We start from the raw sequence: 25,279 nt of genomic DNA on the forward strand, positions 1-25,279 counted from the left end.
AGAGTAGGCCACGGCTCAGGATCAGTCGGGGGGACGATCAGGAGAGCCACGCGCTACACCACGTGCAGGATCGACCTCGGGTCGGCGGGCTCGCCGTCAGCGACCTTCGCCGCAGGCTTGGCCCGCCGCTTCTTCGTCCGCTCGTTCGCCTCGTCGCCGCGCTCGATCTCCCACTGAAGGCGCCGGCGATCGATCGGGGAGAGACCGAACGCCTGCCGCTGAAGTCGAATCTCCGCGGCAAGCTCCTTCGATGGCGACAGCCAGAACTCGTCGATCAGAACAGCCATCAGGAACAGGCCGTGCCGGTCAGAGTCGTCGTACTCTGGCGCCATTGGAGAGGACCATACGTCTTCCCACCAGGCGACAGTCATTGAATGCCACGACCGGTCGGGAAGTTCAGGCGCCTTCAGCTTCGGATCCGCGACCAGCTTTGCGTTGGTCGAGACCCTGTTCCGGCGCTGCCGCATACCTGCGGGCTTAGGTGGTGGAGCCATGGAGGAACACCTCATCCCATTGCGGGGCGATGCGCCTTGCGCGCACCACGAAGGTGGAGAACTGCAAGATCAAAAAGTCGAGGGAAGCGTACAGATCAAAATCGCCCTCCCCCACGGTCCTCTAAGAATCGGACATAGGGGGCATATCCCCACCCCCTCTGACCTGCGGAAACGCCGCAAGCCCGCGACCTGCACAAATGCGAGAATGTCCGATTTGGCAATATGTCCGAATTTCGCGCGTGTCGAGATGGCCCAACGGATCGAGATCTCGCACAGGAGTAGCGGATGAGGACCATTGGCTGCTCATCGTGAGGCTAGGGCGTGATGAGGCCAGTGTTTGCGAGGACGAGGCAGAACACACCAGCACAGAACAGCGCGGCAACCCATGACTTCTGAATCACGGCGACAACGACAGCGGCTCCGAAGCTGATGAGGGCGAGGAGAAGGAACAGGTCGTGGGTGTCCATGTGGATCTCCGTTTCCTGCACTGATTACGTACGGTAGGTATCAGGCCCGGCGATCGCGAGACTTGCAGCGGGGAATATCACCGAGTGTGATCAATTTGCGGCCCATCCGCCCGGGGCGCTGGTTCCGGTCTTGCGGTCGTGGCAGCCCTTGCATACGCCCCGCATGCGGTGTGGTGCGTCAGGGTCCGGAACGCCGGCGGCCACGAGATCCTTGCGCTCATCGGGCCAGTGGTCAGAGATCTTGCTCGGCTCACCGCACGGCTCGCCGTGGTCGTGCTTGGGGTCTGTGCACACGCAGTGCGGGTCACGAGTCAGGACAGTGGTTCGTGCGCCTCGCCATACTCGGCCGCCGTAGCCGCGGCTGTAGGCGGATCCCCTGCGCTGCTCGGCCTCGCGCTTGTGGTCGTCACAGCGGCCACCGGAGCACAGATTTGGGCACCCTGCCTGGGAGCAGACCGTCATTGCCTTGCGTGGGCTCATCAGGCGTCCGAGATGGTGAGCCACCCCCAGATGGCGGTGCGAGTCTTGCCGCCAGCGGTGACGCGGATCTTGTAGAACCAGGTGCTCGGCGACTCCATCACCACCTGAGGGAAGTCCAGGCGGACCGTGCCCGCCGCGGCGTCGACGATCGTGACGCCGTCGCCCTGCTCCAACCTGTGGGCGGACAGTGCGTCGTCTTCGACGTGCTGGGTGGGCTTCACGATCGCGAACACCGTTGCGGCTCCCAGTCCGAGCGGGGCTCCGTCTGAGGTGATGACGAAGGTGGCCAAGCCGTCGTCATCTTCGGTCAGCGTGACATTGATTGCGTCCGACACAGCCACCTCCTACGTGAGTCGTCCGCCGAGCCCTGCGGCGTCGATTCGATATCCGCCCAGAGCAGCGGTTGAAACGAGGGATCCGCCCAGAGCAGCAAGATCAGGTGGCGGCTCTCCCGTGTTCACGTGCGCGGTTTCGGTGAGCGTCGCTGTGTCTGCTCCGCCCGCGGTGGCGGTGAGTGCGGCCAGGAATGCGGCGAGCGCCTGGTCGGTGAGAGACACCGCGGCCAGAAGAACCGCTTGCTCGTCGAGGGCTGCTGCGTCGGAGGCGTCGACCGGGATGCCGGCGATGGTCAGAAGCGCAGCCTCGGTCAGGGTTGCGGTGTCGGTGGCGTCCTGGCTGGTGGTGAGAGCACAGGTGTCGGTGAGTTGCGCTGTGTCGGCGAGCTCAACGAGGACGGTCAGGTCCGTGGTGTCGGTGAACGTCGTGTCGTCGGTTGTGTCCAGTAGGACGTCGGCGATGGTGACGTCCGCGGTCTCGGCCAAGGTGGCTGAGTCCGTGGTGGTTGCGGTGGTGGTGAGGGATGCGGCCTCGCCCGCCGTTGCGGAGTCCGCGGTGGCGGTAGTCGCCTCGGTGCCGGCGTGTTCGGTCAGGGTGGCTTGGTCGCCGGTGGTGGCGCCGAGGAACTGTTCAACGTCGGACGTCTCGGCCAAGATGGCGGTGTCGGAGCCAGTTTGGGCGGCGGCCAGGTCTGTGGTGTCGGCCACAGTAGCGGCGTCCACTGTGGTGGTGTCCGCGGTGAGGCTTGTTGCCTCGGCGAGGGTTGCGGTGTCGGCGCCGGCTGGGTTTTCGGACCCCTCCAGGGTTGCGGACTCAGTGAGGGCTGCGGTGTCGGTGCTGGTGAGGGTCGCGGCAAGGTCGGAGAGGTCCGTGAGGGTCGTCGTGTCGGTCGTTGAGACGCCCACGGCGATGCTGGTGTCGTCGGTGAGGGTAGCGGTGTCTGAGGCTGCCAGGGTGAGGGCAGCAACCTCGGTGAGAGTCGCTGAGTCGGCTCCAGTGGCGTCGGCCGTCAAAGCGGAGGCGTCGGCCAGGGCGGCGGCGTCTACGGCGTCCTGGGCGAGCGTGGACGTCTCCGACAGCGTCCCGGTGTCGAAGATGGTCACTGCGGAGGACAGGGTGATGCTCTCGCCCAGAGCAGCAGCATCAGCCGCAGCAAGGGTGCCGGACACCGTGCTGGTGTCGGTGAGGGTCGCCGAATCAGCGTGGGGAGCCGCGGCGGTCAACGTCGCGGTGGTGGTGATGGTCGCCGAGTCGCTGCCCGAGGTCGTAGCCGTCAGGGTTGCGGTGTCGGTGAGGGTGCCGGTGTCGGTACTGGCCAAGCTGAGGCGGCTGGTTTCGGCCAGCGTCGCGGAGTCCGTGGCGGCCACTGTTGCGGTGGTGGCCGCGCTCTCGCTCAGAAGGGTTGAGTCCGTGCCGGGCAGAGCAGCCGCGTAAGACGCCTGCTCGGCCAGCGTCGCCGTGTCCGTGGCGGTGAGGGCGGCGGTGAGGGCGGCGGTGTCTGTCAGGGCGGCTGTGTCGGTGGCTGCGGTATCCACCGGAGCAGCGGAGAGCGTATAGCGGGTACGGTGTCGGCCTTGCCGCCACGCGATCGGGGGCCCGTCTTCGGTCGCACCACCAGACCCGGACAAGGTTTGCCCGTTGCCGGAGTAGTCGACGTTCTCGACCTGGGTGAGCGGGTACCAGGCGCGTAGGTCAGCGGTGCGGGTGGGGGTGGTGCTGTACCCCTCTGTCTCTAGCTCTGCCTGGGTGAGAGCAGCTGTCCACCACTTGACGGCTGAGATGCAGCCGTTGGGCCACTCGCCGCCGTAGATGCTCTCACCTAAGCGCATGATCGTGGGGGTGATGCCGGCGGCGATGCCGTCTGACCAGGTGGTGATGGTGGGCGAGGTGGCGGTGGCGGCGCGGGCGACCAGGATGCCGTTGGCGTCGGAGATGGACAGCCCGATGTAGTACCAGACGCCGACCGTCAGCGGGATGGAGCCTTTGCTGATGTTGGGGCCTGTGCCGCCCGACACCCGGTACTGCACGAAGTCCAGGGTGGTGCCGTCTGTGTCGGTGCCGAGGTAGCCTCCATGGCCGTTGTCTGGGCCGGGGTCCTCGTCGTCGAAACACCAGGCGGTGCTGTAGGTGTTACGGTCGGTGCTGATCTTGAACCAGCAGGATACTGACCACTGCGTCAGGGCGCCTGGAGAGATCGCGCGGGTACGGTCTTGACCGTCAGCTGAAAAGCGGAGCGCCACAGGTCAGCCCCCGGTCAGGTGTCGCTGTAGCTGAGCCGCACCGAGGTGAGGATCGCATCCGCGGTCATCGTGTCGGCGGCGTTACCCGGCAGGCGGGAGATGCGCAGCCACACCTCGTCGCCGGCGGCGATCGAATCAAGGTTGCTGATGGTGATCGTCGCCTTGTGGAGGCGTTGCCCGGTCGTACCGAGGTGGGTGTCCGTCACGGTCGTGGCCGTAGCGAAAGCCTTGGTCTCCACATCCTGGGTGTCGGTGTCCGGGGTGATCGCGGCGAGCGCCGCCTCCCACACGACGGCGTTGCTGGTGCCGGTGTCGGCGTACCAGATGACGTCACAGGTGGGGTTGCCCGACCCGTAGTTGGTGGGCTCGAACTTCCAAAACGCCCGCTCCGCTGTGGTGCCGGCCCCATCGTAAGCGAGCCCGGACACGGGAAAGTTCGTGCCGGCGAACACCTTGAACGCGGGGAATCCCGACGCGGCGAACTGGGCCTCTTCGGGGGCGAAGTATTGCCAGACGGTAGCCATCACCTGCCTCCAATCGAAGAAGAATGGCGGGCAGGTCGAGAGGGATCAGAGGGGTTGGGGGTACTGTGAAGCCACCCTTAAATCTTGTAACAAAGACACCTCATGCGAGTGAAAGTGTCAGCGAGAGCGTCCATGACCCGCTCGTTTTGGTACCGAGTGACTCAACCTTGCGGTTCAGCATCCGGCCGCTGGTGGAGGCGTTGAAGATGGCCCACTCGTTCCACACGAAGTTCGCGTCCGAGGTGCCGAACGTGGAGCGGAACACGATCGAGGCGCCGCCGGAGGTGGTGGCGTCGGTGTGCTGGGGGTACGTCGAGTCCATCGCCTTGCGCAGCTTGTTGCTGGCCGCTGACAGGTCGGTTTGTGTGGCCGCTGCCGCAGTGGTGCTGTCGCCCACCCCGATGTAGGCGTTGGTGTTGTCGAACGCGGTCACGGTTGTGCCGCCGATCAGGCGGTGCCACAGAGCGGACGCGCCACCGTACATGAGGAGCTGCGGGGTGCCGAGCACCCGCTCGTACGGGGCTCCAGCGAGACCCTGGTCGATCTGGGCGCCGGTGAAGTCTCCGTGGTACTTGTCGACGGTGGCTCGGCCTACCCAGACGGCGAGGTCGTGCTCGCGGGCGGCGTCGAGCAGGGTGCGCTGGGCGTCCCATTTGGGGGTGGACAGTTCGACGACCTTGGTGATGGTGGCCGTCTCGGTGAGGGTGGCGGCTTCGACGGCCACAGGTGCCTCCTACAGGCATGAGAAAAGGGCCGCCCGGATGGACGGCCCTTCAGGTGGTGATCAGGTCAGATCGAGGTCTCGTCGCCGTAGTCGGCGAGGTACTGCGGATGCCGAGTCAGGACGGGGCAGTCACACAGGAGTCCGCCGCTCGTCTGAACGTAGGAGCATCGGGCCTCGTGCGCGTCGAGGGGCGCCTCGCCTGCGATCTCCCAAACGGTCGGGAAGCCCATCAGCCCACGTCTTGGGCGCCGACGGCGACGGATTCCGTGAGCCTCCGCTTGTGTCCCTCCGCAGCACAGTCGTACGCGTCGTCAGCAGCACACAGCAGCAAGGCGACGCAGTTGACTTGGTCCTCTTTGGTGGCTTGGTGGAACCCTTCGATCCACTCACGGGCACGCTGGCGGAGATCAACAGTGTGAGGCGAGCGGCTTCTCACGGACACGCGGGGCTCCCTGGGGGCCGGGGGTGGTGCCGGGCGGGCGGCCCAGCAAGGCCGCGACTCGAATGAGGTTGGCCGAAACCGCCCGCCCGGAGTAGTGCTCGGTCCGGCCAGAGCAGACGTGGACCTGTACGGCCGGACCGAAGATCATGGGGTGCCAGAGTCCGCCTCAGCGTGGGCGCGCTCATAGTGAGCCTCGCCGAGATAGGCGACCGGGCAGCCCTTGCCGTCATGCCGGAAGCGGACGCCTTCGCCGGTCTCGAAGGTGAACGAGAAGCCAGTGAACTTCGGCGCTCCACGCTCGTCGAGGCGGTCGGCCATCTTGCGTAGCCAACCCGCTAGACGGGCAGAGGCTGCGCCGCTGGCGAGCGGGTCTACGAGGACACGCCAAGCACGGCGGAGGACGTTCACGGCGTGTCCATGCCTTCGACGACGTACGCCAGGAGCGCCCGGCAGATAGCTCGGTCCCGATGCCGCATCAAGTCGAGGTCGGCCCGATCGAGGATGGTGATCGTAGGGTTGTCGCCCTCGGTGACGTACAGGAGCGCGGGGCCGGGTGGAAGCGTGATGGTGCGCAACGCTTCCTCTACGGAATCGGCGTGGATGGCCATCAGCCCTTCTCCTCGCCCTGTGCGGCAGGAGCATCCTTGAACTGGGGAGCGCGCTCCCCTTCGAGGACGGACAGCGCCAACTCCAGCCCGTTGTAGAGGCCCCGCATGTAGTCGGAGGAGTTCCAGGTGCCTTTCCAGCCTTGGATGTCACGGAGGTCGCGGATCTTGTCGGCGGCGAGGTCTTCTGCTCGGCTTCCCCGGTGACGGCGAAACCACCTCATGAGGGGTCCAAACGAGGCCAGCCTTCGGTCAGCGTCCGAAGACTTTCGACCGCCATATCCGCCGCATCCTTGGCGGACTCTGCGTACCGGTCTACGATCTCTACCGTCTGAGGGACGATGACGAACGTCTTCGCACCGCACTGCCGGGCGAACTCGCCCAGCAGCTCCTTGGGGATGTCGTCCTCGGCCCGGTCGATGACGAGAGCGAACGGCTCCTCGACGACCTCACCGACAACGACTGAGGGCAGGGGAAGGATCTGGATACGCATCAGGCATCCACCTCGCCGGGCGTCCACTCCGCCTTGCTCGGGTCCCACACCATGCCGAGCGCCTTGCAGTTCAGCCACTCTGCTCGGAGTTCCCCGAACACCTTCCGAACGCGCTCAATGTCCCACCCTTGGACCTCCAACACGCCGGAGCCGCGATCGCCGTACCCGCCCTTCCAGTGGTGTTCGACCCGCTCCCAGCGGCCGTCATAGTCCAGACGGTCAGGCATCATCTCGTCGGGGTTACGAGTCTTGTAGGGGCCCATGAAGAAGCCCTCGCGTTCGTATTCGCCCTCAGGGTTGTCCGGATACCAGAACAGCCTGTGCCAGGGCCGGACCTCTTGTGTGCTCTCCAGCAGCTCGTACTCATCGACGTTGTCGCCGAGTTCGTACGCTTCGGCGTCCTCTCGGCGGGCGTACACGCCGTGTACTCGGTAGCTGGAGTACGTACCGCTGGTGGCTAGATAGACCTTCATCGTTGCTTCTCCATGGGGGGTTCGGGGGGTTGTGTGGCCCGGCCGCTCTAACCCCCCAGCCGAGCGGTCGGGCCACGGTGCGCGGCGATCGTGTACGTCGGGGGACTCCACAACCGGCGTCGCGCGGCACACCCCACCCGCCAGGCCAGGGTGCGCGTCATTGGTGGGGGCTGGCACCCTCGCGCAAGGACCAGCCCCCGAAGGCTCGACGTGCACAGCGGGGAAGCGCGCACGGAGCCGGCGCCCTCGCCAGAGAGGCGCCGATCGGGAAATCTAGGGGTGTCTAGGCTGCGGCTGCGCGGGGAGTCTTACGTGCCCGCCGCCACTCATCGCGCTCTTCCGGAGTCGGCAAAATCCTCAACCCCAGGTTTTTCATCGCGTCGATCGTCGACAGATCCCAGAAGTCGTAGAACACAACCCGGCCGACCTTGCCGACCTTCCGCGCCTTGTACCGCGCCGGCCAATCCCGGAGCGTCGACCACTCCCGGCTGAGTTCCTCCGCGGCTTTCTGCAGGGGGATCGGGTCGGGGCGCTCTTCGTCTGCGTGCACGGGATCACCTCCCGGGCAGCAAAAAACCCTCGGCGCCTGGGGCGTTCGAGGGCTGGCAAGGTCAATCTTCGAATGGAAGTGTCGCAAAACATGGCCAGTTAGGCAAATAGCGGCACGCCGAAAAATCAGCCGGTGGGCGCGGCGACCGCGAGCCATTCCGCGACGGTCAGCCCCAGAGCCTCTTTCGGCACGTCAATCGGCAGAACGAACGGGACAACGTAGAAGCCGCCGTCAGCGCGCGGCATGACGTCGGCGACATCACCAAGGCAGGGAGGGGAGGTGACCACGATGGACCATTCTCCCCTCCGCCGCCGACGCTTCAGGCCCGCCGAGCCTCGGTGTCGTCGAGGTAGCCCGGCACGGCGAGGCTGCGCCGGCGGACACCGGCCCGGCGGATCATGTCCCCGGTGGTCGCGACCAGGTCCCGGTACTCCTGCGCTGTGTAGGCGGTTCCGCACTGGCGGCAGCGGGCGCCGTCGAACTCTCCGTCCCCGTTGAGGGCCTCGAACAACTGCTTGTACCCGCACGGGGCCTGGCAGGGCGTCGGCAGGTGCCGTGCCGGGACGTCGGTCTCCCCCACCTGCCGCCGGCACCGGTAATGCAACTGGAGCACTTCGAGGCCAGCGCCGGCGCCGTCGAGGTCGAAGAGGACGTCGGCGTACTCCGCGGACCGGTGCACCAGGCCGGTGGTGCCGGCGGGCAGGTCTGCGGCGGCCCGCAGGGACAGCGACCGCATCATGGGCTGCGGCTCCAGAGCGAGCAGGGCGTCGACATGGGCGGCGAGCACTGAGCAAGCAGCTCGGACGGTGTCATAGGAGACGAGCCTCTGCGATGCCTCCGTGTCCGGGGCTTTCAGCCGGGCGACTGCGGCGACGCGCTCCCACCACGACACCATCACCGAGGCCATGTCGCGCAGCAGCTCGTCCGCGGCCAGAGACAGCGGGATGGGTGCGGACTTGGAGATGCTCACCTTCGGGCCGGCGGACTGGCCACGCTGCCCGAGAGTGGCGTGGACGCGCCCCCAGTAGGTGGGGAGCTCGCGGATCGCCCGTTCGATGATGGACCGGCAGGAGTCGCAGTAGGCGCGGGGAGTGGATGCTCCGCGGCGAACTGTCTTGCCGTTCACGGTCTCCAGGCGGGCGTCGGAACACCTCTCGGCACGGGCGCACTCCCGCAGGCCATCGCCGAGGTCGTCGAGATCGTCAGGCGCGGAGTGAATCCAGTAAGGCATCGTGCTCTCCCCGAGGTCGTACGCTTACGGGAGACACGCGGGTCTGTTGTGGCGACAGTGTTGGGCGGTCTCCGTGGGCGCGGGGGCCGCCTTTCGCGTTTCAGCGTCCAGCCACCAGAGATCATTCCAAAGATGCTTGATTGAAATGTTCCCTTTAATCGATATCGCGCGTGCCCGGAAAACCCGCAGAGCGTCGGTGCGTCTCGGCTATAAGGTGCACCCGTGGACACTCTGGAAAGCCTCATCATCGCCAGGCGGCTTCGAGTCCCCATCGACGCCCCCGCGGGCTCTACCCCCGGTTGGGGAGAGGTAGCTGCACGCCAGCTCGACGCCGCGCTACTGAGCGTCGGCTTCAAATGTTCGGCGGCCCTGCTCGCACGCCTGGCCGAGTTGCCCGGGGAGACCGTCGTCGATCTCGGCGTACGAGTCCTGGCCTCCGTCCGCCGCCTCGCCGGCGACCACGTCCAGCACAACGCGTACTTCGTCGACTTCCCGAAGAACGTGCCCGACACCATGGAGTTCTGGGTCGGTCTCCTGCGGGAAGCGCTGCTCGACCCGGTCGCCGCCACGCGCGTCCAGCAGTTCCCGGTGTTCAACTTGCTCGCGTTGCCCGGCTACGGCAGCTACCAGCACAGCTACGCTGACCTGCTGGCCGCGCACGCCGAACTGATCCCGCTGGCCGGGGACCGGGTGACCGTACTAAAGCTGGGCGGAGGCCTGGAGTCGGAGGCGCGCGAGCTGTACTTCTCGCTGGCGGGCTCGGAAGTGCCGCTGTCCGCCGAGGACCTGGCGGCGCTGCGGACGCTGGCCGCGTTCTGCGCCGATGAGCCGGAGCGTATCCCGGTGCGCGAGAACCGCGCCATCGTCAACGAGGTGCGCCTGGCAGCGGGCCGCCCGCTGCTCGTGGACACGGTGACCGACGTGCTCCGTCTCGCCTGCGGATGCTCCGACGGTGACGTCACGCTGGCCGAGCCGACGCGTTTTCGCTCGTTCCGCCGGGCCGAGCGTCGCGCTCTTCTGCAGGCGCTGGACGCGGTCGCGACACCGGCCAAGCTCGGCGACGTGCCCCGCTACCGGGAGCAGTGGAAGCGGCTCGGCGAGCGGCTACACCCGCACGAGTACCCGCACCTTCCGCGCGCCGCCCAGGTCTTCGAGGTCGCCCGCGGTGTCCGCCCCGCGCGCAGCTTCGACAGCCGCGTCGAGGCGGCCCTGTCGGAGGGGCGTACCGGTGACGCGGTCGAGCTGCTGGGGAAGGCGCCTGGCGCGCTGCTGCGCCGCCTCGACCACCTGCTGCGAACCGGCACGTCGGCCTCGGCTGTGCTGGATGCCGCCGAGAAGGCCGCGGTGGGCGCCTCGGGCCGGGTGCTGCTGGGGTTGCGTGAGCACCTGCAGAACCGGCTCGCGCCGGCCGCTGGGCGTGTCTTCGCCAACCGGCACGGCCGGGCATGGGCGACGGCTGATGCCCGTTCCCCGATTGAGGAGGACATCGTGTCGCGGGCGGCGGCCATCCTGGACGAGGAGATCGTCCGACGGCTTCCCGACCTCGGTCAGTTGATCGTCGATCCTGAGGTGCTCGACGTCGCCCTGCCGCTGTCCGGCAAGGCTGTCGCACCCGGGCTGGGCATGTTGCCGCGTGGCTCGTTGTCGGCGGTGGACGGGGAGCTGCTGCGGTTCTTCGTCTACTGGCGGCAGGCCGAGCGGCGCACCGACTACGACCTGTCGGCGCTGATGCTGGACGCCTCCTACGGCAACCCTGAGCACATCTCGTGGACGAGCTACCGCAACGGTTTCGCCGAGTATTCCGGCGACCTCACTGACGCCAGTGACGGTGCGTCCGAGTTCGTCAACATCCGTCTCGCGCAGGCGACCCGGTCGATCATCATCCCGCAGGTCAACATCTACAGCGGTGAGGCGTTCGACGAAGCGGCCGAGGCGTTCTTCGGCTTCATGAGCCGCGACGCCGAGCAGGAGGGCCGCCCGTTCGAGCCGCGTACGGTGCGGATGAAGTCCGACCTGCGTGGCGCGGGCCGGGTCGCGCTGCCGCTTGTGTTCCTGCGCGGTGATGACGGAGCTTGGCGGGCGAAGTGGTTGCACCTCTACCTGAAGGGGCATCCCGGCTTCAACCAGGTGGAAGGTAACCGTGTCACGTCCTCGTTGCTGGTGCGCTCGATCGTCGAACGTGACCACCTGCGGGTCCGGTACCTGGCTGACCTGCTGGCGAAGAAGGGCTCGCAGGGTGAGCACATCACCTACATCGGCTTGCAGGCGCCGGCTGATCTGCCGGAGGGGGCGCGGGTGTACACGCCTGGGACGCTGCATGAGCTGATCCCCGCCTGATACGGTGGAGATCGCGAGGCCATGGAAGGGCTTCCTTCTCACCTTTTTTGGAAAAGTATCTAGCCTTCCCGCTTTCCTCGCATTCCGGTCGTGAGGCCATTCGAGAGCTTCCTTCTCCTCTTGCTGACAGATCTAGCTCCCGGGCCTTCCTCGCGACCGGTCATCCGCCGCCTGTCAGTAGTTGCCCTCGGCGACTTGTAGGACGGTCAGGCCCAGCTCTTCGCGCCACATGCGGACCACGGCCGCGCGGTCGTCGACCACTCCGGCAACCTCCCGGTGGGCGAAGTGCTCGGTGTAAATGTCGTGTTTCACCTGCACGTCGGGGCGGTCGTCCCAGTCGGCGCGCATCCACAGGCCCTCGGTGTCGTCCCAGTAGCCGACGTTGGCGCACAGCCACACCTCGGTCTGGTACCGGCATTGCTCCTTGCGTCCGGACACGTACGCCACTGGGTGGCCGGCGAGGATGAGTGCTTGAACGACAGCGACGACGGGCGGGTTTGGGGCGTCCTCCCCTACCCGTGCCCAGTCGTAGGGGTTGCGGTCTCCTCGGAGGGCTAGGGTGCCGTCGAGGTCGACGATCCACAGAGCCTTGCTCAACGGTCCTCCTCGCAAGTCTCGAACAGTTCGCTTGCGACGCCTTGCATGACGTCGGCCATGGCTAATGCCACGCGGGCGAGGGTGGCGTCGTCCAAGCCAGGAAGACGGGCACGGAGGGCGTCCGCCATGGTTGAGCGGCTCTGCTGTTCGGCTAGCTGCTGCGGCGTCGGGTTGGGTATGCCGTCGTATCCCGCGAGTTTGAAAGCCTCGTGGAGGTCTAGGCCGACCGCATTCGCAAGGGCGGTCACGGTGGAGGCACGGGGTAGGCGGATGGTTTCCGGCATGCGCGTGATGGTGTTACGTCCCACACCCGACCGGGCGGCGAGTTCGCCGATGTTCCAACCCTTGAGCCTGCGTTCCTGGTCGATGCGCTGAGTGAACGCTGCGGCGGGCCCCTTGTGATTGGTCAACGGCTCTCCTCGGAGGTCAGGAATCGTTCGGCTGGCCAGTGGCCTGTGATGGTCTCGGTGTCGTGTTTACTGCAGTGGCATCGGCGCAAGACCAGGGTGGCCTGGCCGCCGCCGATGGTGTACGTGCCGTGTCTGACGTCCACGGGTTGCATGCGGTGGCGGTGGAACCAGTTCACAGGGTCTCCTCGTCGAGTTGCTTGAGGATGCTGGCCAGGTCGTCGAAATCGCCCCACTCGAAGTCATCGCTCTCCCCATGGGGGCAGGTCATGGTGGCCTCGAAGCGGACGTACTCGCAGCCGGTGTCGCACCCGTACTGGCTGTTGTAGCCCTCGGGGTTCTGCGCTGTCAGGTCTGGGCAGGTCGTCAGGTGGTCGTTGTAGCCTTCCTCCCGGTAGGTCTTGAGGATGAAGCGGGTGACCCGCTCGTCGGCTTCCTCTGCGCTCACAGGGCCTCCTCGGGGTCTCGGCTGTCGAGCCACTCGGTCAGCGTGTCCCGTAGCTGGGCGATCTGTTTGCGGTCGAGGACGAGTGTGCAGCTCTCCCCGTCGTCCTGGTAGACCGCCAGGCGCCCGTAGTTCACGGACGGGCCGTCGTCGGTGTCGGTGCCACGAACGGATGGGTGGCAGTGGTTCGGGATGGCACAGAACAGCACGGCGCCGCCGCGAGGATCCTCAGCGGACGGGTTGATGTGGGACCCCTCGTAGATGATGGGTGCCTGCTGCCCGCACGAGCAGGCGACGCTGCGATCCCGGAGCCAGTACCGGTCGCCTGAGACGGCGTAACCGCCAGCGGCACGCGCCTCCTCAGCGGTGGCCCTCGCGTACTGGGCGCATTCGCCGATGATGTGGCTCTCGTCGTCGATCGACAGCCAGGTGGCGTAGATGGACAAGCCGGCTCCTTTCGATGCGGTGGGTCCAGTGTGGCGTGTCGGCCCGTAGGAGGCGGGCCGACAACGACAACGTCAGGCAGGGTCGGCGGCCACGCGAGCGGCGTTCGCCATGTCCTCATCGGTCTGGGCGGTGCCGTAGCCGTTGACCCGCAGGTACACCTCGGCCTCGGCTCGTATGCCGCATACGCTGGCCTCGGCCACGGAGATGATGGCGCGGCTACTGAAAAAGCGTCGGCCGACCACGGTCAGATCGTTGAACGTGACGTAAGGGCCGTCATCGGTGTCGCGGGTCTGCTCGACCCAGTTGGCTGGCCACCAGGAGGCGGGGACAGCGAGTGTGCCGTCGTACCAGGCGGCGAAGGCGCGTAGCCGCTGCTGGCCGTCGATCACGACGTAGTACGGGTCATCGGGGCCGCAGGCGTCCCAGTCGCGGCGGTTGAGGATGATGGCCGGGATCGGCGTGCCGGACAAGGCGCTGGCGATGAGCTGGATCTGCTGGTCGCAGGTCCAGACCGCGCCGCGCTGGTAGGGGACGTGCGGCCCTTCCCAGGCGAGGTCGCCCGACTTGGCCATTTGGATCAGCCCGTCGGCGGTGCGGGCGGTCATGTTCAGGCTCATGTGCTCGATCAGTCCAGCGGTCTGGTGAGTCACGATGCGTCCTCGGGAGTTAGGGGCGGATGGTGAGGGTGGCGACGAGCGCCAGCACGACAAGGCCGGCCGCGAACGCGTGGGCGAACTGGCGAGGGCTGCGGGGGAAGCGCATGGGGGCTCCAAGCAAGATCGGAAAAGCGGTCTGAGCGCTCTCTCCTGCGTCTGAGGCTGTCCGGCCAGAAGCGCCGGAGGAGAGAGCCGAGGGTCAGGAAGCGGCGGGGGTGTCGATCTCAGCGGCGATCGCGCGCAGGACATCGTCAATGCCCGAAAAGCTGCCAAGCCGCGCGATGAACTCCCGCAGGTCGGAAGCAACGACTCCCGTGTTGGGCGCGGCAATTGAGCGGATCTCCTCGGCGACCTTGCGGCGCTCGTCGTCCCGGATCGCGCGACGCCTCTGCCACTCTGCGCAGTAGGCGCACGGGCAGTCGTCGTCGTGGATGCCCATGGCGAAGATCAGGTCGTCGTCGCTGAGCTTGGCGGGGTCACTCTCCCCGTTCTCGGCGGACAGCGCCGGGTGGACATCGCGGCTGATGATCCGGTCCGCGAGTGCGAGCAGATCTTCCGCCGAGTTCTCAGCGTCGACCTTGGCGCACTCGAAGGGGTCGGTGGCGCCGTAGATCCGCTGGCGCTCGGCGGGGTCGTCGGTGACGTCGTACTCGCCAGTGACGATGAGGCGCATCTTCATGGTCTCTCCTGCTGATCGTGGGGGTAGGGCGGGTCAGGTGGTGGTCTGCTCGCCCGTCGGAGGGTGCGGGCACCCCTGGGAGCACTTCCAGGCAGGGACGGGCGGAACGTCGGCGGGCTGCGGGGTGGTGCCACACAGGGCGCACGCGGTCATGGCGTACCTCTCAGAGAGTGTGGCCCGGAGGGTTTCCCCCGGGCCAGCGGCGGGCTAGGTGAAGCAGGTCAGCGTTTCGGCGATGTCCTCGCCGTCGGCGGTCAGGACGGCGATGTCCCACGCCTTCTCCTTGTCGGCCATGCGGTTGAGGAGCCGCCCGAACTGGCCGTTCTCCATCTGCTCGCGCGTCACCGGGCGCCGCTTCTTCCCCTCGGGGGTGGTGTAGGTGACGGTGAGGGGCTCGTCGGGGTTGGGCTTGTCCATCGGTTTCTCCTGCGCTCAGCGGTGGTCGGGCGGTCTGCGAGCCGCTCCAGGGGGTGGAGCGGCAGACAGACCAACCGCGTCAGACGACGGGGCCGCGCGTGGACAGCTGCACCTTGGCCTGCGGTTCGTAGGACTTGAACGGCCGCTCCTGGGGCGTGTCGCCGTTGTAGATCGTTACCGCGATCTGGCCGTCCTCGGTCGGCTCCGCCTTGGCCACGAGCACGTAGTTGGTGCCGCCCACGTGCAGCAGGTTGCCGTCACGCAGTGCGTGGGCCGAGATCGTCTTGTGCATCTGTGTCGAAGCAGTCATGTCGTTTCCGTTCAAGATCGGTGAGGGTTGGAGGTCGTCTACTCGCCGCGCAGGCGAGCCACGGTGGCGGTGAACTCCGGGTGCGTGTCGTGCATGGTCTGCAGGGCGGCGGCGGCTCGCGCCTGCTCCACGGTGCCCCGGTGGCGGAGCTGGCGGACGAAGACGCCGTCTCGGTAGACGTTGACGATCTGAGGGCCGACGTCGGGGCGGGTGTGCTCGGCGGGGACGGTGCGGGTGGCGGCGGTGTTCATCGGGGTCTCCAGTTCGTTCGAGGCGGGTCGAAGGGCGGTTGGTCTGGCGGAGCGGAGGGGGCTCCCGAAGGAGCCCCCTCCGCCGCGTCAGCGAGTGGTGAGAGCGCCGTCGAGCTTGGCGAGTTTGGCGAAGACGTTGGAGGGGCGGGTCTCGGTGAAGATGTGCGAGAAGCGGGAGACGCGGGCGGTCTCGATCGCGGCGGCGATGGAGTCCTGCACGCTCTGAGCGGCACCCTGCGCGGCGGTCAGGTTGAAGGCGGTCGCGCCGAGCGCGGCGGCGGAGCGGACGGTCTCGTAGACGACGGTGTCCCAGTCCTCGTCTTCCATCTCCATGTCGGCGATCTCGTTGAGGGCGGCGGCCTGGTCGTGCTGCGCGGCGGCGAAGTGGCCGAGGAGAGCGGCGACGTCGCCGTCCCAGGTGCCGTCCTGGTTGCCCTCGGTGATGGCGGCGGGCAGGAGAGCGGAGAGGCGGGCGATCTCGGCGATGATCTCGACGGGGCCGGTGGTGGGGGCGGCGCTGGCGGTCATTTCGTTCTCCCTAGTTCGACGTCTCTCGTTTGCGCTTTCGTTCTGCGCTTCACTGTAGCGCTATCTCTGGCGTAGCGCAACGGTTTTGCGCTACCGTAAAGCGCATGAGCGACACGGAAAGAGAGCGGCTACGCGAGGCGCTACGAACGGCCACCCGCAAGTACCACCGAACCGAGAAAGCCCACGAAGACGCCCGCAAGGAGGTCACTGCTGCGATCGTCGAAGCCCTACGCGGCGGCGTTCGACCGGCCCAAGTCGAGGACGACGGCCCGTTCAAGGGGCCATACATCCGGCGCATCCGAGACGAGCACGGCATCCCGGCGTTCAAGAAGGGCAAGGACCCAGAACCCTCCGCCGAGTAGCCCGTCACGTCGTCTCCTCGGCGAGGAGGTCTTCCTGCCCCTCGACGGATCCGCCGGCCCGGACCCGACCCGACGAGCCTCGGCGGCGCTGCTCCGGCAGGAGGCCGAGGTTCTTCGCGCAGCACGGCCCGAACCCTCGGGCGATCGACACCGGATCTGTGAGCATCCGAGGGCACGCCCCGCACTTGACAGGGCGGGGCGTGCCCTCCTCGGCGAACAGGGTCACCGCGGCGTCTCCGGGGAGTCGAGAGCGGCGTACTCGGCTCTCCACCGCCCAGCGTCGGGGTGGCCGGCGCAGTACGCCTCGTGGAGCATGGCCCCGGCCAGGGTGCGGGCACGGGCGAGAGCGGCTTCGGCCTTCTCGGCGCGACCTTCCAGGTAAACGATCCGCTTCTCTAGGTGGGCGATGCCTGCCTCTGCTGTGTCGCGCTGGCGGCGTAGCGCCGTCATCTCCTCGTCTCGGACGGCGGCGATGCGCTCCCGCTCGTCTCGTCGCACTCGGGCTTCGATGTGCGGAAGAGAGTCTCCAGCGGGGCCGTCGAGGTTGCCGTTCCAGCTTGGGCAGCAGGCTCGGGAGTGGAGGACGCCGCGTGGCCGTGGCCCCATGTGACAGATGCACGGGCAAGGCTCGGCGGGCTGCGGGGTCTCAGGCATCGGGCTTCTCCTCGAAGATCACTCGCTCTTCGGTGATCCACAGGTAGCCCTCTTCGCTGGGCTCCTCGTCGCGCTCATGCACTTCCCACGTGCGCGCGTCGTCGGTGCCGAGAGCGGTGCCCTCGACATCCTCCGTGGCCACGAGGTCACCGCCGTAGGTGTCGTGGGTGCGGAGGTGGTTCAGCGCTGCTTCGAGGCTGCCGAAGACGCCGATACGGTTACGCCCGTCCACGGGGTTCTCGCTGAACCAAATCGCTTCGGCGATGTACACGGTCATGGGCTCAGGCATCGGGCTTCTCCTCGTCGGGTGGGGTGGACATGGCGCGTAGGACGTCAGGCGGCGGGGTGACCGGGCCGAAGATGGGCGTGGTGTCGGGCCTCCACCGTCGGGTCAGGCGTCTCCACAGGGCTCGGACGCGGCGCGAGAGGGCGGTCATCGGCCGTTGCTCCCGCCCTGGTCGAGGATCCGCAGCAGCTGCGTCGCGTACTGGGCGGCGACCGCGTTCGGGGAGCACCAGAACCGGAAGTCCTCGTCCAAGAAGGTTCGGAACCGGCGCAGTGTCTCGGCGGCGTCGCGGGCGGCTGAGCTGGTCTCCTCGTGCAGGGCCGCGAACTCGGCAGGCGTGTACACCCGTAAGGCTCCGGTGTCGTCCAGGACGACCCACCTGTCTGTGCTGAGGCTCTCCCATACCTGTGCTGAGGTGCGGACCCAGGCGACGCCCTCGGCGTCCGACGGGGTGTAGCGGAAGCAGTCCCCGGCGAGATCATGCAACTCGGAGAGGTTGTTGCCCGTCCACTGGATAGCGGAGACCTCGACGGGGCGGGTCTGGAAGTAGCGGATCACTTGTCCTCCACCGTGAAGAAGATGGTGATCTCCTCGCCGTCTGAGGTGACCCACAGGTCGGTGTCGAACAGTCCGTCGTCGGGCGCCAAGCCGCGCATCTCCCGGTAGGCGGTGATCGCCGCGTTGTACGCCTTGAGGAACTCGCTGTGGTTGGTGTTGACCGGGACGAACCATTCGCGGCGGGTGGTTGTCACGGTGCGGGTGGAGTAGACAGCCATCGGTGGTCTTGTCCTTTCGGGGGCCCCGCCCAGACACGCAGGGCGGGGCGGAGAGGGGTGGTCAGGCGGAGGCGGGCTGGGCAGGAGCCGGCGGATTGGCAGCGGGCAAATCGAGGCCGTCGAGCAGCCCGTCGAAGTCAGCGGCGCGCTCGCCCAGCACCCGAACCGCGGACACCGGTCCGTGCTTGTGGGCGATGAGCAGGACGGCGCGGATGAGCTCGGAGAGCAGGTCGGTGTTGCGGGCGCAGTTACGGGCGGCGAAGGCGGCTCGCTCCAGCTCAGGGGTGATGACGGCCATGACGGCGTTGTGCTGGCGGTCGCAGGACTTACAGCGGGAGCAGGAGTCCTCGCTGTCGTGGATCGCGGCGACGATCCGGTCTCGGAGGTCGGTCATCGGGGTCCTTTCGTAGCTGCTTGTCGATCTTGTTTTCGGTTGGAGCACCAACCTACGAACTGGTGTGCGTCTCAAAAGGCCGTAGAAGCCCGGACAAGCCCACCCCTAAGCCGTGGACCCGCCAGCCCTACACGGCGCTCTCCGTGTGCTCTGAGGCGACGGAAGGGGCATCTGAGGCGAGAGAGGCGAGAGCAGTTCCCAGCGGGAGCACCTCGTCCGCGTAGTCCAGTGCCGCCCGCCACGTCACCGGGTCGGCGTCCGGGTCGCTGGCGTCGAACCAGCGCTCGTCCGGGTGCTCGGTGCACTCGGCGGCCGTAGCGTCGTCCCGCTCGATCACCGCGTAGGTGTCACCTACGTGGACGACCAGGACAGAGCCGTCAGCGGGCTCGGGCAGCACATCCGCGAGGTGGCGTGCGCTCATCGGGGATCTCCTTCGGGGGCGTCGACGACGTGGCGGGCCAGCCACGGCTTGTCGTCCTCGGGCACGACGTCGGGGGTGCGGCCAGCGCGTCGGGCAGCCAGCCGGTCGATCAGCCGCTCAACGACGTCATCGGGCACCGCGGGGTCGAAGACGACCGACCGCACGTCGCTCATGGGCATCAGGTCTCCTCCAGGCGTAGAGGCGGCGGCGTCGCGGTACCAGAACCACGGCTTGCCTGCCTGTCCAGGCGAGGACACGTGCTTGCGCCCCACCCCAGACCGGCACAAGCCGCGGTGGTCCTCGGGGTTGACGCACACGTCCCCGTGCTCGCTCACCGCCCGACACAAGCCGGGAACGACCTCGATGTGGGTGAGGTAGATGCCGCCCGCCCACCCCTCGACGGACACCACAGGGTCGCCACAGCCGAGCGTCCACGCCGGCGTCCGGGTGCGGGTCACCATCGGCTCGACTTCGCGGGCGCCTGGCCACGCCAGGACCGGCGTACCGACCGGGCAAGTCTCGTTCCATTCGTCGGCGGTCACAGGTTCTCCTCGGGGTTCAGGGCGGGGGCCTGCTTCGTGGCGTCCAGGACCGCCCGGATGCATGTCTTTTCGATGTCGCGGATGACGCCGGCCATGTACCGCTTGCCGCGCGGGGTGAGTGGCACGGTGGCCTTGAGGCCGGTGATGCCGTTCAGGCCGCTCCACTCGTCGTCGTCGGGGTGGATGGCGACGGAGAAGACCAGGTGTGCGGGGCGGCCTTCCTGGCAGAGTGCCCGGTAGTCGCGGCGGGCTCGGCGCCAGTCCAAGCGGTTGCGGACCAGGGCGCGGATGGGGCGGATCATGCGACCACCTCGTCAAACAGTGAAGGGGCGACGTTGAACGGCTGGTTGGACCACAGGACCTCGGTTCGGGAGCGAGATCCGACGTCGGACTGGCCGGTGTGGGCGCCCAACTCGACCCGGTGCCAGCCTGCGTAGAGGTCGTCGTACAGGTCGGAGTGGTAGCCGGAGAGGACGACGGCCGCCTTGCAGCCGTGGAGTGCGGTGGCGAGTGCGGCGTGCTCGACCTCGCTGCGCATCTCGTGTCGGTAGTTCCGCTCGCGTGTGCTGCCGAGGTACGGCGGGTCGACGTAGAGCAGGACGCCGGGGTGGCGGCCGTACGCGGCGATGAGGTCGAGAGCGGGACGGCACTCCAGCGACACGGAGGCGAGGCGGTCGGCGACGGGGTGGAGGCGGGAGACGTAGCCCGCGAGGTAGCCGGGCATACCGAACCCTGCGTTGGATGGGTTCTGGAAGTGGCGCCACCCGGTGTTGCGGAGGGTTCCGGCTCGGCCCTGGGTGAGGCGGACCCAGACGAGGCGGGCGCGCTCCAGGTCGCTCACGGCGGTCAGGTCGGCGTCCCGGGCGGCCTCGTACTCGGCGCGGCTGTGCGGGGTGAGGGCGCAGACCCGTTCGAGTTCGAGCGCGTCGTCGCGGAGCATCTTCCAGAAGTGCATGAGGTCGCCGTCGAGGTCGTTGACGGTCTCCATGCGGCTGGGGCGCTTGGCGAGGAGGACGGCGAGGCTCCCGGCGTAGGGCTCGACGTAGTGCTCGTGGGCGGGCAACAGCCCGGCGATCTTCGGGCCGATCGTCTGCTTCGACCCGTAGTACGGCACGGGCGGCGCGAGGCGGGTCATGCTCTCTCCTCAGCTTCGTGATCTTGTGTGGTCGGGTCCGCCGGTCCGGGACGAGACAGCAACTCCGCCAGCACCCCGATGACCTTCCTCAGGTCCGCCCGCCACACCGGAGGACGAACCACCTCAGGCCGGTCAGGGCGCATCCGCTCCGCCTCCAAACGGCGCATCCGCTCCCACAGCTCGTCCGTCGGGCGGGCGGTCACTGGTCGACCTCGCCGAACAGGGCGTCCACGGTGGCGACCTCCGAAGCCTTGAGCTTCGCCGCCCCGTCAGCGCACCGGGCCCGAGCCTCAGCCAAAGCCTCCGCATGCCGGGACGGATCCGCGCCGCGACTCCGCGGACTCGACCACCGCAGCGCCGGCCGAGCAGCGGTCGGCCGCCACCCCTGGCCGCGGAGAGCCTGGACGAACTCGTTCGCGAACAGCTCCGGCGCCTCGCGGTCGCCTTCGGCCGCGTCGCGGTTCCGGACCCTGCTGGCAAGGGCGGCGACGGCCTTACGGGTGTCCTCATCGAGGTTGGGGGGGTTGGTCATGACGGGCGCTCGCTGAGGTTCAGCAGCTCACCCGGGGCGGTCCAGCCCGCGTCCAGGAGCTCGCCAACGATGCGGCTCGCGAGAGCCGACGACGTCAGCTCGACCGGGAAGTCGGGGAACGCGTCGGGGTTGACGGCCCGCCCGGTGATGACGTTGGAGTGCGCGTCGATGAGGACTTTGACTTTCATCTCGGCAAACGCGATCGGATGGTAGCCCCGCTCGTAGGCGACCTTGGCGAGAGGATCGATGTCGGTCATGCGGTCCTCGCCTCCGCAGCGAGCAGCTCGGCGGTGCGGTGCCCGCGGATCTCGACCCACTGAGCCAGCCCGGCGGCGACGAGGCGGGCGTCATGGGCAGGCGCGGTGGACAGCGGCTTGTTGCCCGCGTTGACGCACCGGTCGCCCGGCATGGCCTTGCAGTGCGGGCACTGGGCGACCATCGCGGCCACCCGCAACTTCCGGTGCGGGTCATCGCCGCGGGCCTTCAGGTACTCGTCGGTCGGCTCGGCCCCGCCACCCGAGGTGATGGCCCGCGGCAGCTTCCATCCGCCAGCGGTGCGATTGAGCTCACGCTGAAACTCGGCCTGGTAGTCGCGGGCCCCGATCTCAGGGTTCGGCGCGGGCAACGGGCTTCGCTCCAGCCGACGGGTCCGGATCGCCTTCACCCGGACCCGGACATGGGCGGGCATCAGCCAGTCCGTGCTGTCGGTGTAGTGACCGATCACGGCATCCCGCGCGTCCGGGAAGTCCAGGTCACCAATGACTTCGCGCCAGGCGATGACGTCGGTCTTGCCAACTTTGCGCCGGTCGTAGAGAGCGGCCGTAGTGAGCACGTCAATGATCTCGTCATCGGTCATCGGACTATCTCTCCTCGGATGGTCGGGGGGGACTGGGTGGCGAACTCGGCCTTGAGTGCCTGCGCCTGGGCCACGCGATCGTCGGTGGTGGAGCGGCTCAGCGCCGTGCCGGTCGTGCCGGTCGGGCGAAGCTGGTGGATCTGGGCGCTGTTCTCGGCGCCGTCTTGGGAGCTGGCGCGCTGGCCACGGGACTTCATTTCGAGGTCGCCGTACTTGTCGCGGAACTTCACCATCGAGTGGACGTTGTTCCGCCAGAAGAGGTCCTTCTGCGACCAGTCGAGGACGTCGAGCGCCTCTTGCAGTGGGATCTCGTCGAGGTCGAGGAGCTTGCGCGCCGCGTCACGCCATCCGTCAGGGACCGACTGTGGGCGCTGGCGGTAGTTCTTCTTGATCAACCACTGAAGGAGTCGGGCGCAAAGCTGTTCAACGTCTTCCCGCGGCGGAGCATCGGCAGGCGGCTTGGACTTCGAACGCTTCGGAGAAGAAGAAGGGGTTTTGTTCTCGTAGTTCTCCGTAGGAGAACTACTTATAGCGCGGCCAATCTGGCCACTGGTCAAATTGGCCACTGGTTCCGACCTGGGGATGTCCGTTTCAGGGGCATCCACCACCGGCCAATCTGGCCACAGGTCAAATTGGCCACTGGCCAGATTGGCCGGTGGTTCCGAACTGGCCGTACCCGTTTCGTCCCGGTTCGCCAGCGGCCAACCTGGCCGGTGGTCAGACTCCCTATCGGCCATATTGGCCGCTGGACTGACCTGCCTACCGGCCATATTGGCCGCTGGTTCCAGATCACCGCCGGACAGATTGGCCGGTAGGGATCCGCCCGGGTTCAGACGGCACCGATCCGGAAGCCGACGCCCCTTCTCGTCGAACCGCTTCCGCCGCTGAATGAACCCGCCCACCTCCAACTGCTCCATGTGACGGCGAACGGAACGGCTGGACATCATCGCGTCCACCGCCACCTCCTCCTGACTGGCCGTGCACTCCCACGCGTCATCCACCCGGCGGGCCATGCACATCAGCACGATCCGCGCTCCCGGGTTGTTCGTGATCGGCTGAGCCCACGCCCAATCGATCAGCTCGTGGTCCAGGCCCGCGGGTCGCTCTCCGACCGCCTGCTCGGCGGATTCGGCGGTGACCCGAGGCGTCTTGTCGCTCACCTGGACGGTTTCTCCTTGGTGCTGGTAGTGCGCTTACGAGGACGGGGAAAGCGGGGTCCGTCTTCGGACTCCATGATAGCCAACTCTGGAGTTGGCCGTTAGTTTGGTCGGCATCATGTTAAGTTGGCTTTATCGTGAGGATGCCGCCCCCCATGTCACAATCAGGAGGTGACCGATCCCATGGCCCCCCTCGACACCGCCTTCGCTGAGATCGAGCGCGCCGAGAAGCAGGCCGCTGAGATCGTCAGCGCCGCGCGCCTCAACTTCGGCCGCGCCATCCGCCAAGCCCGCGAGACAGGCACCAAGCAGGTCGCTATCGCCCGGCACTTCGGCTGGGACCGCGAGTATGTCCGGCGCCTCCAAGAGGCTGCAGACATTGCCGACGGACTTAAAGCCGCTCCCGACTCGCCTGCTTCTGATTGAGGGGTTCACGGAGTCACCTCCGCGAGGTGTCGGCGGGCTCGTTTCCGTGCGGCCTTCAGCAGCCCCAGCTTCACGCCGAGCTGCTCTGCGACCTCCGGGAGCCGCACCCCGTCCTGGAGAAGCTGCTCGGACGCAGCCCACAAAGCGAGGGATCGGGGTGCCGGCCGTGAGATGGAGATGGTCTCTCCGACCGGTGTAGGGGTGATGCCGCGGCGGCGTTGGATAGCGCGGCGGCGCCGCACGGTCAGACCGCCCCACACGCCCTGCACGTCCAACAGCAGCGCGTACTCGCCGCACGGGCGCAGGATCGGGCAACCCCGGCACAGCTCCCACGCCCACTCGTTGGTCTGGTTGTCGACGAACCAGTCATCCGGGTCGCCTTCGCGGCACGGGCCTGCTTGACCCCAGTCGACGATCACGACTGCGCCGCCCGTTCCCGCCGGTGCTGGCGGCGCTTGTACTCCAGAGACCCGGCGACCACCAGAGGGGACACGTCGCCATGCTTACGGTGGGCGGTGTAGCAGCGGCTCGCCTCTTCATGGGTCATCCGCTCAGCCTGTCGGCGAAGCTCGATCTTCAGCCACCGCGGCGGCAACTCGATCAGGTCTTCATCCCACGTCGCGAGGGGCACCCAGTTGTTACGGCGGGCAGCAGCGCGGGCTTTGGACGCCGACATGCGTTCGGCAGGCGTCGTCTCCGGCGGTGCGGTGTTCCACAACTCCTCGCACAACGCTCGGACATCTCGGGCAGTCGCAGCCGTCACCTTCGGCCGGGCGAGGATCGACGCGTAGTTCGAAGGCTTTCTGCCCAGTAGGCGAGCCTGCTGCGGAATCGACCAGCCAACCACCGACAGTGCCTGAATCCTGCGTTGCGTCCCAGCACTGCTGATCGTCGCCGTGTCGGGCAGGATGTCCAGGTTCGGGCGAAGCGCGAGGAGCTTCTCCGCGGTCTGCGTCTTGATTCGCTTGCTCGGCGCACGCCTTTCGAGGGGCGCCCCGTACAGCAAGCGCCCCACAGTGAACTCTGGGACGTCTGCCAGCCCCGCGATGCGCTTCCAACCGAGACCGAACTCGCCGAGAAGCTGAACGTGCTCACGAACGGGTTGCGCGTCAACCAGGGGCTGCCAGCGCCCGTAGGCGATCTGACGAGTCCGGTGGTTCTTGTAGTCGCCATGCGCTTGCCTGCAGAGCCCGCAGCGGCACCCACCCAGGGTGTAGCCGGCTGACGTCCCATGCTCGTATTTCACGACGTCTCCCCCGCCGCATGCGCTGCGGCCCGGCGCATCCGCCGGCGCCGCTCGTCTTTGCGTTCGTCCTCGCCCAGCCCGCCCCAAACGCCGGCCTTCTCGTCGTGCTTCATCGCGTACGCCAAGCAAGCCTCAACGACCGGGCACAGACCGCAGATCTCTTTGGCTGCGTCCTCCCGTGCCTGCCGGGCTGTCGGGCGTTCTCCTTCGGGCCCGAAGAACGTGGAGAAGTCGTCGTCGCGGCAGGCGCCGTTTCGCTTCCAATCCACGTCGTGGTGCGGGGTACGGCGAGCGCCGCGGTGCACTCCTGCTTTCGCGCTCACCAGCCGCCTCCCTGCTGCCTGCGGGGAGAACTCGTC

General features: G+C 67.5%; 46 protein-coding genes. 3 read left to right on the forward strand and 43 right to left on the reverse strand.

What is annotated here, in order from left to right; genetic code table 11:
* Positions 1-53: 53 nt before the first annotated feature.
* From ACFQVD_RS26530 to ACFQVD_RS26600, 15 genes are all read right to left on the reverse strand, one after another.
* Positions 54-509: a phage terminase small subunit gene (locus ACFQVD_RS26530; RefSeq protein WP_449343693.1), complete on the reverse strand. Its 456-nt coding sequence runs from the start codon at positions 507-509 to the stop codon at positions 54-56.
* 299 nt (positions 510-808) lie between these two features.
* Positions 809-961: a hypothetical protein gene (locus ACFQVD_RS26535; RefSeq protein ID WP_343982001.1), complete on the reverse strand. Its 153-nt coding sequence runs from the start codon at positions 959-961 to the stop codon at positions 809-811.
* Between the two features lie 479 nt (positions 962-1,440).
* The gene (locus ACFQVD_RS26540) at positions 1,441-1,776 is read right to left on the reverse strand and encodes a hypothetical protein (protein WP_343981998.1); all 336 of its coding nucleotides are present in this window, start codon (positions 1,774-1,776) and stop codon (positions 1,441-1,443) included.
* Between the two features lie 9 nt (positions 1,777-1,785).
* Positions 1,786-4,017 (reverse strand): hypothetical protein, encoded by a 2,232-nt coding sequence (locus tag ACFQVD_RS26545; RefSeq protein ID WP_343981995.1) that lies wholly within the window; start codon positions 4,015-4,017, stop codon positions 1,786-1,788.
* Between the two features lie 14 nt (positions 4,018-4,031).
* Positions 4,032-4,541, reverse strand: coding sequence for a hypothetical protein (locus tag ACFQVD_RS26550; protein WP_343981992.1), 510 nt, complete (start codon positions 4,539-4,541; stop codon positions 4,032-4,034).
* A gap of 100 nt (positions 4,542-4,641) precedes the next feature.
* Positions 4,642-5,265, reverse strand: coding sequence for a hypothetical protein (locus tag ACFQVD_RS26555; protein WP_343981989.1), 624 nt, complete (start codon positions 5,263-5,265; stop codon positions 4,642-4,644).
* Positions 5,266-5,330: 65 nt separating this feature from the next.
* Positions 5,331-5,495: a hypothetical protein gene (locus ACFQVD_RS26560; protein ID WP_343981986.1), complete on the reverse strand. Its 165-nt coding sequence runs from the start codon at positions 5,493-5,495 to the stop codon at positions 5,331-5,333.
* A gap of 356 nt (positions 5,496-5,851) precedes the next feature.
* On the reverse strand, positions 5,852-6,025 hold the full coding sequence (locus ACFQVD_RS26565; RefSeq protein WP_343981982.1) for a hypothetical protein: 174 nt from the start codon (positions 6,023-6,025) through the stop codon (positions 5,852-5,854).
* A gap of 86 nt (positions 6,026-6,111) precedes the next feature.
* Positions 6,112-6,315 carry a hypothetical protein gene (locus ACFQVD_RS26570; RefSeq protein ID WP_343981979.1) on the reverse strand — a complete coding sequence of 68 codons (204 nt, stop codon included), beginning with the start codon at positions 6,313-6,315 and terminating at the stop codon, positions 6,112-6,114.
* On the reverse strand, positions 6,315-6,536 hold the full coding sequence (locus ACFQVD_RS26575) for a hypothetical protein (protein WP_343981976.1): 222 nt from the start codon (positions 6,534-6,536) through the stop codon (positions 6,315-6,317). The genes ACFQVD_RS26570 and ACFQVD_RS26575 overlap by 1 nt, the downstream gene beginning before the upstream one ends.
* Positions 6,533-6,805 carry a hypothetical protein gene (locus ACFQVD_RS26580; RefSeq protein ID WP_343981974.1) on the reverse strand — a complete coding sequence of 91 codons (273 nt, stop codon included), beginning with the start codon at positions 6,803-6,805 and terminating at the stop codon, positions 6,533-6,535. Before ACFQVD_RS26580 ends, ACFQVD_RS26575 begins: the two co-directional genes overlap by 4 nt.
* The gene (locus tag ACFQVD_RS26585) at positions 6,805-7,278 is read right to left on the reverse strand and encodes a hypothetical protein (protein ID WP_343981971.1); all 474 of its coding nucleotides are present in this window, start codon (positions 7,276-7,278) and stop codon (positions 6,805-6,807) included. The genes ACFQVD_RS26580 and ACFQVD_RS26585 overlap by 1 nt, the downstream gene beginning before the upstream one ends.
* A 283-nt stretch (positions 7,279-7,561) precedes the next feature.
* Positions 7,562-7,828, reverse strand: a complete 267-nt coding sequence (locus ACFQVD_RS26590) for a hypothetical protein (RefSeq protein WP_343981968.1) — start codon at positions 7,826-7,828, stop codon at positions 7,562-7,564.
* Positions 7,829-7,953: 125 nt separating this feature from the next.
* A complete protein-coding gene (locus ACFQVD_RS26595; RefSeq protein WP_343981965.1) occupies positions 7,954-8,115 on the reverse strand; it encodes a hypothetical protein in 162 nt (53 codons plus the stop codon).
* A 32-nt stretch (positions 8,116-8,147) separates the two neighbouring features.
* The gene (locus tag ACFQVD_RS26600) at positions 8,148-9,059 is read right to left on the reverse strand and encodes a hypothetical protein (protein WP_343981962.1); all 912 of its coding nucleotides are present in this window, start codon (positions 9,057-9,059) and stop codon (positions 8,148-8,150) included.
* 222 nt (positions 9,060-9,281) lie between these two features.
* Here ACFQVD_RS26600 and ACFQVD_RS26605 point away from each other — a divergent pair, with 222 nt between their 5' ends.
* Entirely contained in the window at positions 9,282-11,396 is a 2,115-nt protein-coding gene (locus ACFQVD_RS26605; protein ID WP_343981959.1) for a hypothetical protein, read from the forward strand.
* 174 nt (positions 11,397-11,570) lie between these two features.
* Here the strand turns inward: ACFQVD_RS26605 and ACFQVD_RS26610 are convergent, their stop codons facing one another.
* The 11 genes from ACFQVD_RS26610 to ACFQVD_RS26660 form a co-directional block, all read right to left on the reverse strand.
* Entirely contained in the window at positions 11,571-11,993 is a 423-nt protein-coding gene (locus tag ACFQVD_RS26610; protein ID WP_343981956.1) for a phosphatase domain-containing protein, read from the reverse strand.
* Positions 11,990-12,403 carry a helix-turn-helix domain-containing protein gene (locus ACFQVD_RS26615; RefSeq protein WP_343981953.1) on the reverse strand — a complete coding sequence of 138 codons (414 nt, stop codon included), beginning with the start codon at positions 12,401-12,403 and terminating at the stop codon, positions 11,990-11,992. The genes ACFQVD_RS26610 and ACFQVD_RS26615 overlap by 4 nt, the downstream gene beginning before the upstream one ends.
* Positions 12,400-12,579: a hypothetical protein gene (locus tag ACFQVD_RS26620; RefSeq protein WP_343981950.1), complete on the reverse strand. Its 180-nt coding sequence runs from the start codon at positions 12,577-12,579 to the stop codon at positions 12,400-12,402. Before ACFQVD_RS26620 ends, ACFQVD_RS26615 begins: the two co-directional genes overlap by 4 nt.
* Positions 12,576-12,848, reverse strand: a complete 273-nt coding sequence (locus ACFQVD_RS26625; protein WP_343981947.1) for a hypothetical protein — start codon at positions 12,846-12,848, stop codon at positions 12,576-12,578. Before ACFQVD_RS26625 ends, ACFQVD_RS26620 begins: the two co-directional genes overlap by 4 nt.
* Positions 12,845-13,291: a hypothetical protein gene (locus tag ACFQVD_RS26630; protein WP_343981944.1), complete on the reverse strand. Its 447-nt coding sequence runs from the start codon at positions 13,289-13,291 to the stop codon at positions 12,845-12,847. The genes ACFQVD_RS26625 and ACFQVD_RS26630 overlap by 4 nt, the downstream gene beginning before the upstream one ends.
* A gap of 72 nt (positions 13,292-13,363) precedes the next feature.
* Entirely contained in the window at positions 13,364-13,942 is a 579-nt protein-coding gene (locus ACFQVD_RS26635; protein ID WP_343981940.1) for a DUF262 domain-containing protein, read from the reverse strand.
* A gap of 205 nt (positions 13,943-14,147) precedes the next feature.
* Entirely contained in the window at positions 14,148-14,627 is a 480-nt protein-coding gene (locus ACFQVD_RS26640) for a hypothetical protein (RefSeq protein WP_343981937.1), read from the reverse strand.
* A gap of 207 nt (positions 14,628-14,834) precedes the next feature.
* Positions 14,835-15,044 carry a hypothetical protein gene (locus ACFQVD_RS26645; RefSeq protein WP_343981933.1) on the reverse strand — a complete coding sequence of 70 codons (210 nt, stop codon included), beginning with the start codon at positions 15,042-15,044 and terminating at the stop codon, positions 14,835-14,837.
* Positions 15,045-15,123: 79 nt separating this feature from the next.
* Positions 15,124-15,354, reverse strand: coding sequence for a hypothetical protein (locus ACFQVD_RS26650; protein ID WP_343981930.1), 231 nt, complete (start codon positions 15,352-15,354; stop codon positions 15,124-15,126).
* 38 nt (positions 15,355-15,392) lie between these two features.
* Positions 15,393-15,605: a hypothetical protein gene (locus ACFQVD_RS26655; protein ID WP_343981926.1), complete on the reverse strand. Its 213-nt coding sequence runs from the start codon at positions 15,603-15,605 to the stop codon at positions 15,393-15,395.
* A gap of 87 nt (positions 15,606-15,692) precedes the next feature.
* Complete coding sequence (locus ACFQVD_RS26660) at positions 15,693-16,133, reverse strand: hypothetical protein (protein ID WP_343981923.1); 441 nt, start codon at positions 16,131-16,133, stop codon at positions 15,693-15,695.
* A 104-nt stretch (positions 16,134-16,237) separates the two neighbouring features.
* On the opposite strand from ACFQVD_RS26660, the gene ACFQVD_RS26665 reads away from it, so the two are divergent.
* Positions 16,238-16,495: a hypothetical protein gene (locus ACFQVD_RS26665; RefSeq protein WP_343981919.1), complete on the forward strand. Its 258-nt coding sequence runs from the start codon at positions 16,238-16,240 to the stop codon at positions 16,493-16,495.
* Positions 16,496-16,499: 4 nt separating this feature from the next.
* On the opposite strand, the gene ACFQVD_RS26670 is transcribed toward ACFQVD_RS26665, so the two are convergent.
* The 14 genes from ACFQVD_RS26670 to ACFQVD_RS26735 all read right to left on the reverse strand — a co-directional run bounded on the left by ACFQVD_RS26670 (position 16,500) and on the right by ACFQVD_RS26735 (position 23,251).
* The gene (locus ACFQVD_RS26670; protein ID WP_343981916.1) at positions 16,500-16,721 is read right to left on the reverse strand and encodes a DUF6011 domain-containing protein; all 222 of its coding nucleotides are present in this window, start codon (positions 16,719-16,721) and stop codon (positions 16,500-16,502) included.
* On the reverse strand, positions 16,718-16,993 hold the full coding sequence (locus ACFQVD_RS26675) for a hypothetical protein (protein ID WP_343981913.1): 276 nt from the start codon (positions 16,991-16,993) through the stop codon (positions 16,718-16,720). The genes ACFQVD_RS26670 and ACFQVD_RS26675 overlap by 4 nt, the downstream gene beginning before the upstream one ends.
* A 148-nt stretch (positions 16,994-17,141) precedes the next feature.
* Positions 17,142-17,426, reverse strand: a complete 285-nt coding sequence (locus tag ACFQVD_RS26680) for a hypothetical protein (RefSeq protein ID WP_343981910.1) — start codon at positions 17,424-17,426, stop codon at positions 17,142-17,144.
* A gap of 156 nt (positions 17,427-17,582) precedes the next feature.
* Positions 17,583-17,993 carry a hypothetical protein gene (locus ACFQVD_RS26685; RefSeq protein WP_343981907.1) on the reverse strand — a complete coding sequence of 137 codons (411 nt, stop codon included), beginning with the start codon at positions 17,991-17,993 and terminating at the stop codon, positions 17,583-17,585.
* Entirely contained in the window at positions 17,990-18,211 is a 222-nt protein-coding gene (locus ACFQVD_RS26690; RefSeq protein ID WP_343981904.1) for a hypothetical protein, read from the reverse strand. Before ACFQVD_RS26690 ends, ACFQVD_RS26685 begins: the two co-directional genes overlap by 4 nt.
* Before the next feature lie 61 nt (positions 18,212-18,272).
* Positions 18,273-18,605, reverse strand: a complete 333-nt coding sequence (locus tag ACFQVD_RS26695; RefSeq protein WP_343981901.1) for a hypothetical protein — start codon at positions 18,603-18,605, stop codon at positions 18,273-18,275.
* A gap of 127 nt (positions 18,606-18,732) precedes the next feature.
* Positions 18,733-19,026, reverse strand: coding sequence for a hypothetical protein (locus tag ACFQVD_RS26700; RefSeq protein WP_343981898.1), 294 nt, complete (start codon positions 19,024-19,026; stop codon positions 18,733-18,735).
* Positions 19,023-19,568 carry a hypothetical protein gene (locus tag ACFQVD_RS26705; RefSeq protein WP_343981894.1) on the reverse strand — a complete coding sequence of 182 codons (546 nt, stop codon included), beginning with the start codon at positions 19,566-19,568 and terminating at the stop codon, positions 19,023-19,025. Before ACFQVD_RS26705 ends, ACFQVD_RS26700 begins: the two co-directional genes overlap by 4 nt.
* Complete coding sequence (locus ACFQVD_RS26710) at positions 19,565-19,870, reverse strand: hypothetical protein (protein WP_343981892.1); 306 nt, start codon at positions 19,868-19,870, stop codon at positions 19,565-19,567. The genes ACFQVD_RS26705 and ACFQVD_RS26710 overlap by 4 nt, the downstream gene beginning before the upstream one ends.
* Positions 19,867-20,703, reverse strand: a complete 837-nt coding sequence (locus ACFQVD_RS26715) for a DNA adenine methylase (protein WP_343981890.1) — start codon at positions 20,701-20,703, stop codon at positions 19,867-19,869. The genes ACFQVD_RS26710 and ACFQVD_RS26715 overlap by 4 nt, the downstream gene beginning before the upstream one ends.
* Before the next feature lie 199 nt (positions 20,704-20,902).
* Positions 20,903-21,235 (reverse strand): hypothetical protein, encoded by a 333-nt coding sequence (locus ACFQVD_RS26720; protein ID WP_343981887.1) that lies wholly within the window; start codon positions 21,233-21,235, stop codon positions 20,903-20,905.
* Positions 21,232-21,492, reverse strand: coding sequence for a hypothetical protein (locus tag ACFQVD_RS26725; protein ID WP_343981884.1), 261 nt, complete (start codon positions 21,490-21,492; stop codon positions 21,232-21,234). Before ACFQVD_RS26725 ends, ACFQVD_RS26720 begins: the two co-directional genes overlap by 4 nt.
* Positions 21,489-22,091, reverse strand: coding sequence for a zinc finger domain-containing protein (locus ACFQVD_RS26730; RefSeq protein ID WP_343981881.1), 603 nt, complete (start codon positions 22,089-22,091; stop codon positions 21,489-21,491). Before ACFQVD_RS26730 ends, ACFQVD_RS26725 begins: the two co-directional genes overlap by 4 nt.
* On the reverse strand, positions 22,088-23,251 hold the full coding sequence (locus ACFQVD_RS26735) for a hypothetical protein (protein WP_343981878.1): 1,164 nt from the start codon (positions 23,249-23,251) through the stop codon (positions 22,088-22,090). The genes ACFQVD_RS26730 and ACFQVD_RS26735 overlap by 4 nt, the downstream gene beginning before the upstream one ends.
* A gap of 168 nt (positions 23,252-23,419) precedes the next feature.
* Between ACFQVD_RS26735 and ACFQVD_RS26740 the strand changes: the two genes are divergently transcribed.
* Positions 23,420-23,674 carry a hypothetical protein gene (locus tag ACFQVD_RS26740; protein ID WP_343981874.1) on the forward strand — a complete coding sequence of 85 codons (255 nt, stop codon included), beginning with the start codon at positions 23,420-23,422 and terminating at the stop codon, positions 23,672-23,674.
* A 5-nt stretch (positions 23,675-23,679) separates the two neighbouring features.
* Here the strand turns inward: ACFQVD_RS26740 and ACFQVD_RS26745 are convergent, their stop codons facing one another.
* The 3 genes from ACFQVD_RS26745 to ACFQVD_RS26755 are packed head-to-tail and all read right to left on the reverse strand — an operon-like array spanning position 23,680 to position 25,243.
* Complete coding sequence (locus tag ACFQVD_RS26745; RefSeq protein WP_343981871.1) at positions 23,680-24,093, reverse strand: WhiB family transcriptional regulator; 414 nt, start codon at positions 24,091-24,093, stop codon at positions 23,680-23,682.
* Positions 24,090-24,920, reverse strand: coding sequence for a hypothetical protein (locus ACFQVD_RS26750; protein ID WP_343981868.1), 831 nt, complete (start codon positions 24,918-24,920; stop codon positions 24,090-24,092). Before ACFQVD_RS26750 ends, ACFQVD_RS26745 begins: the two co-directional genes overlap by 4 nt.
* Complete coding sequence (locus ACFQVD_RS26755) at positions 24,917-25,243, reverse strand: WhiB family transcriptional regulator (protein ID WP_343981865.1); 327 nt, start codon at positions 25,241-25,243, stop codon at positions 24,917-24,919. Before ACFQVD_RS26755 ends, ACFQVD_RS26750 begins: the two co-directional genes overlap by 4 nt.
* Between the last annotated feature and the right edge of the window lie 36 nt (positions 25,244-25,279).

Origin of the sequence: Streptosporangium amethystogenes subsp. fukuiense, assembly GCF_042665875.1 — a bacterium.
Lineage (GTDB): Bacteria > Actinomycetota > Actinomycetes > Streptosporangiales > Streptosporangiaceae > Streptosporangium > Streptosporangium fukuiense.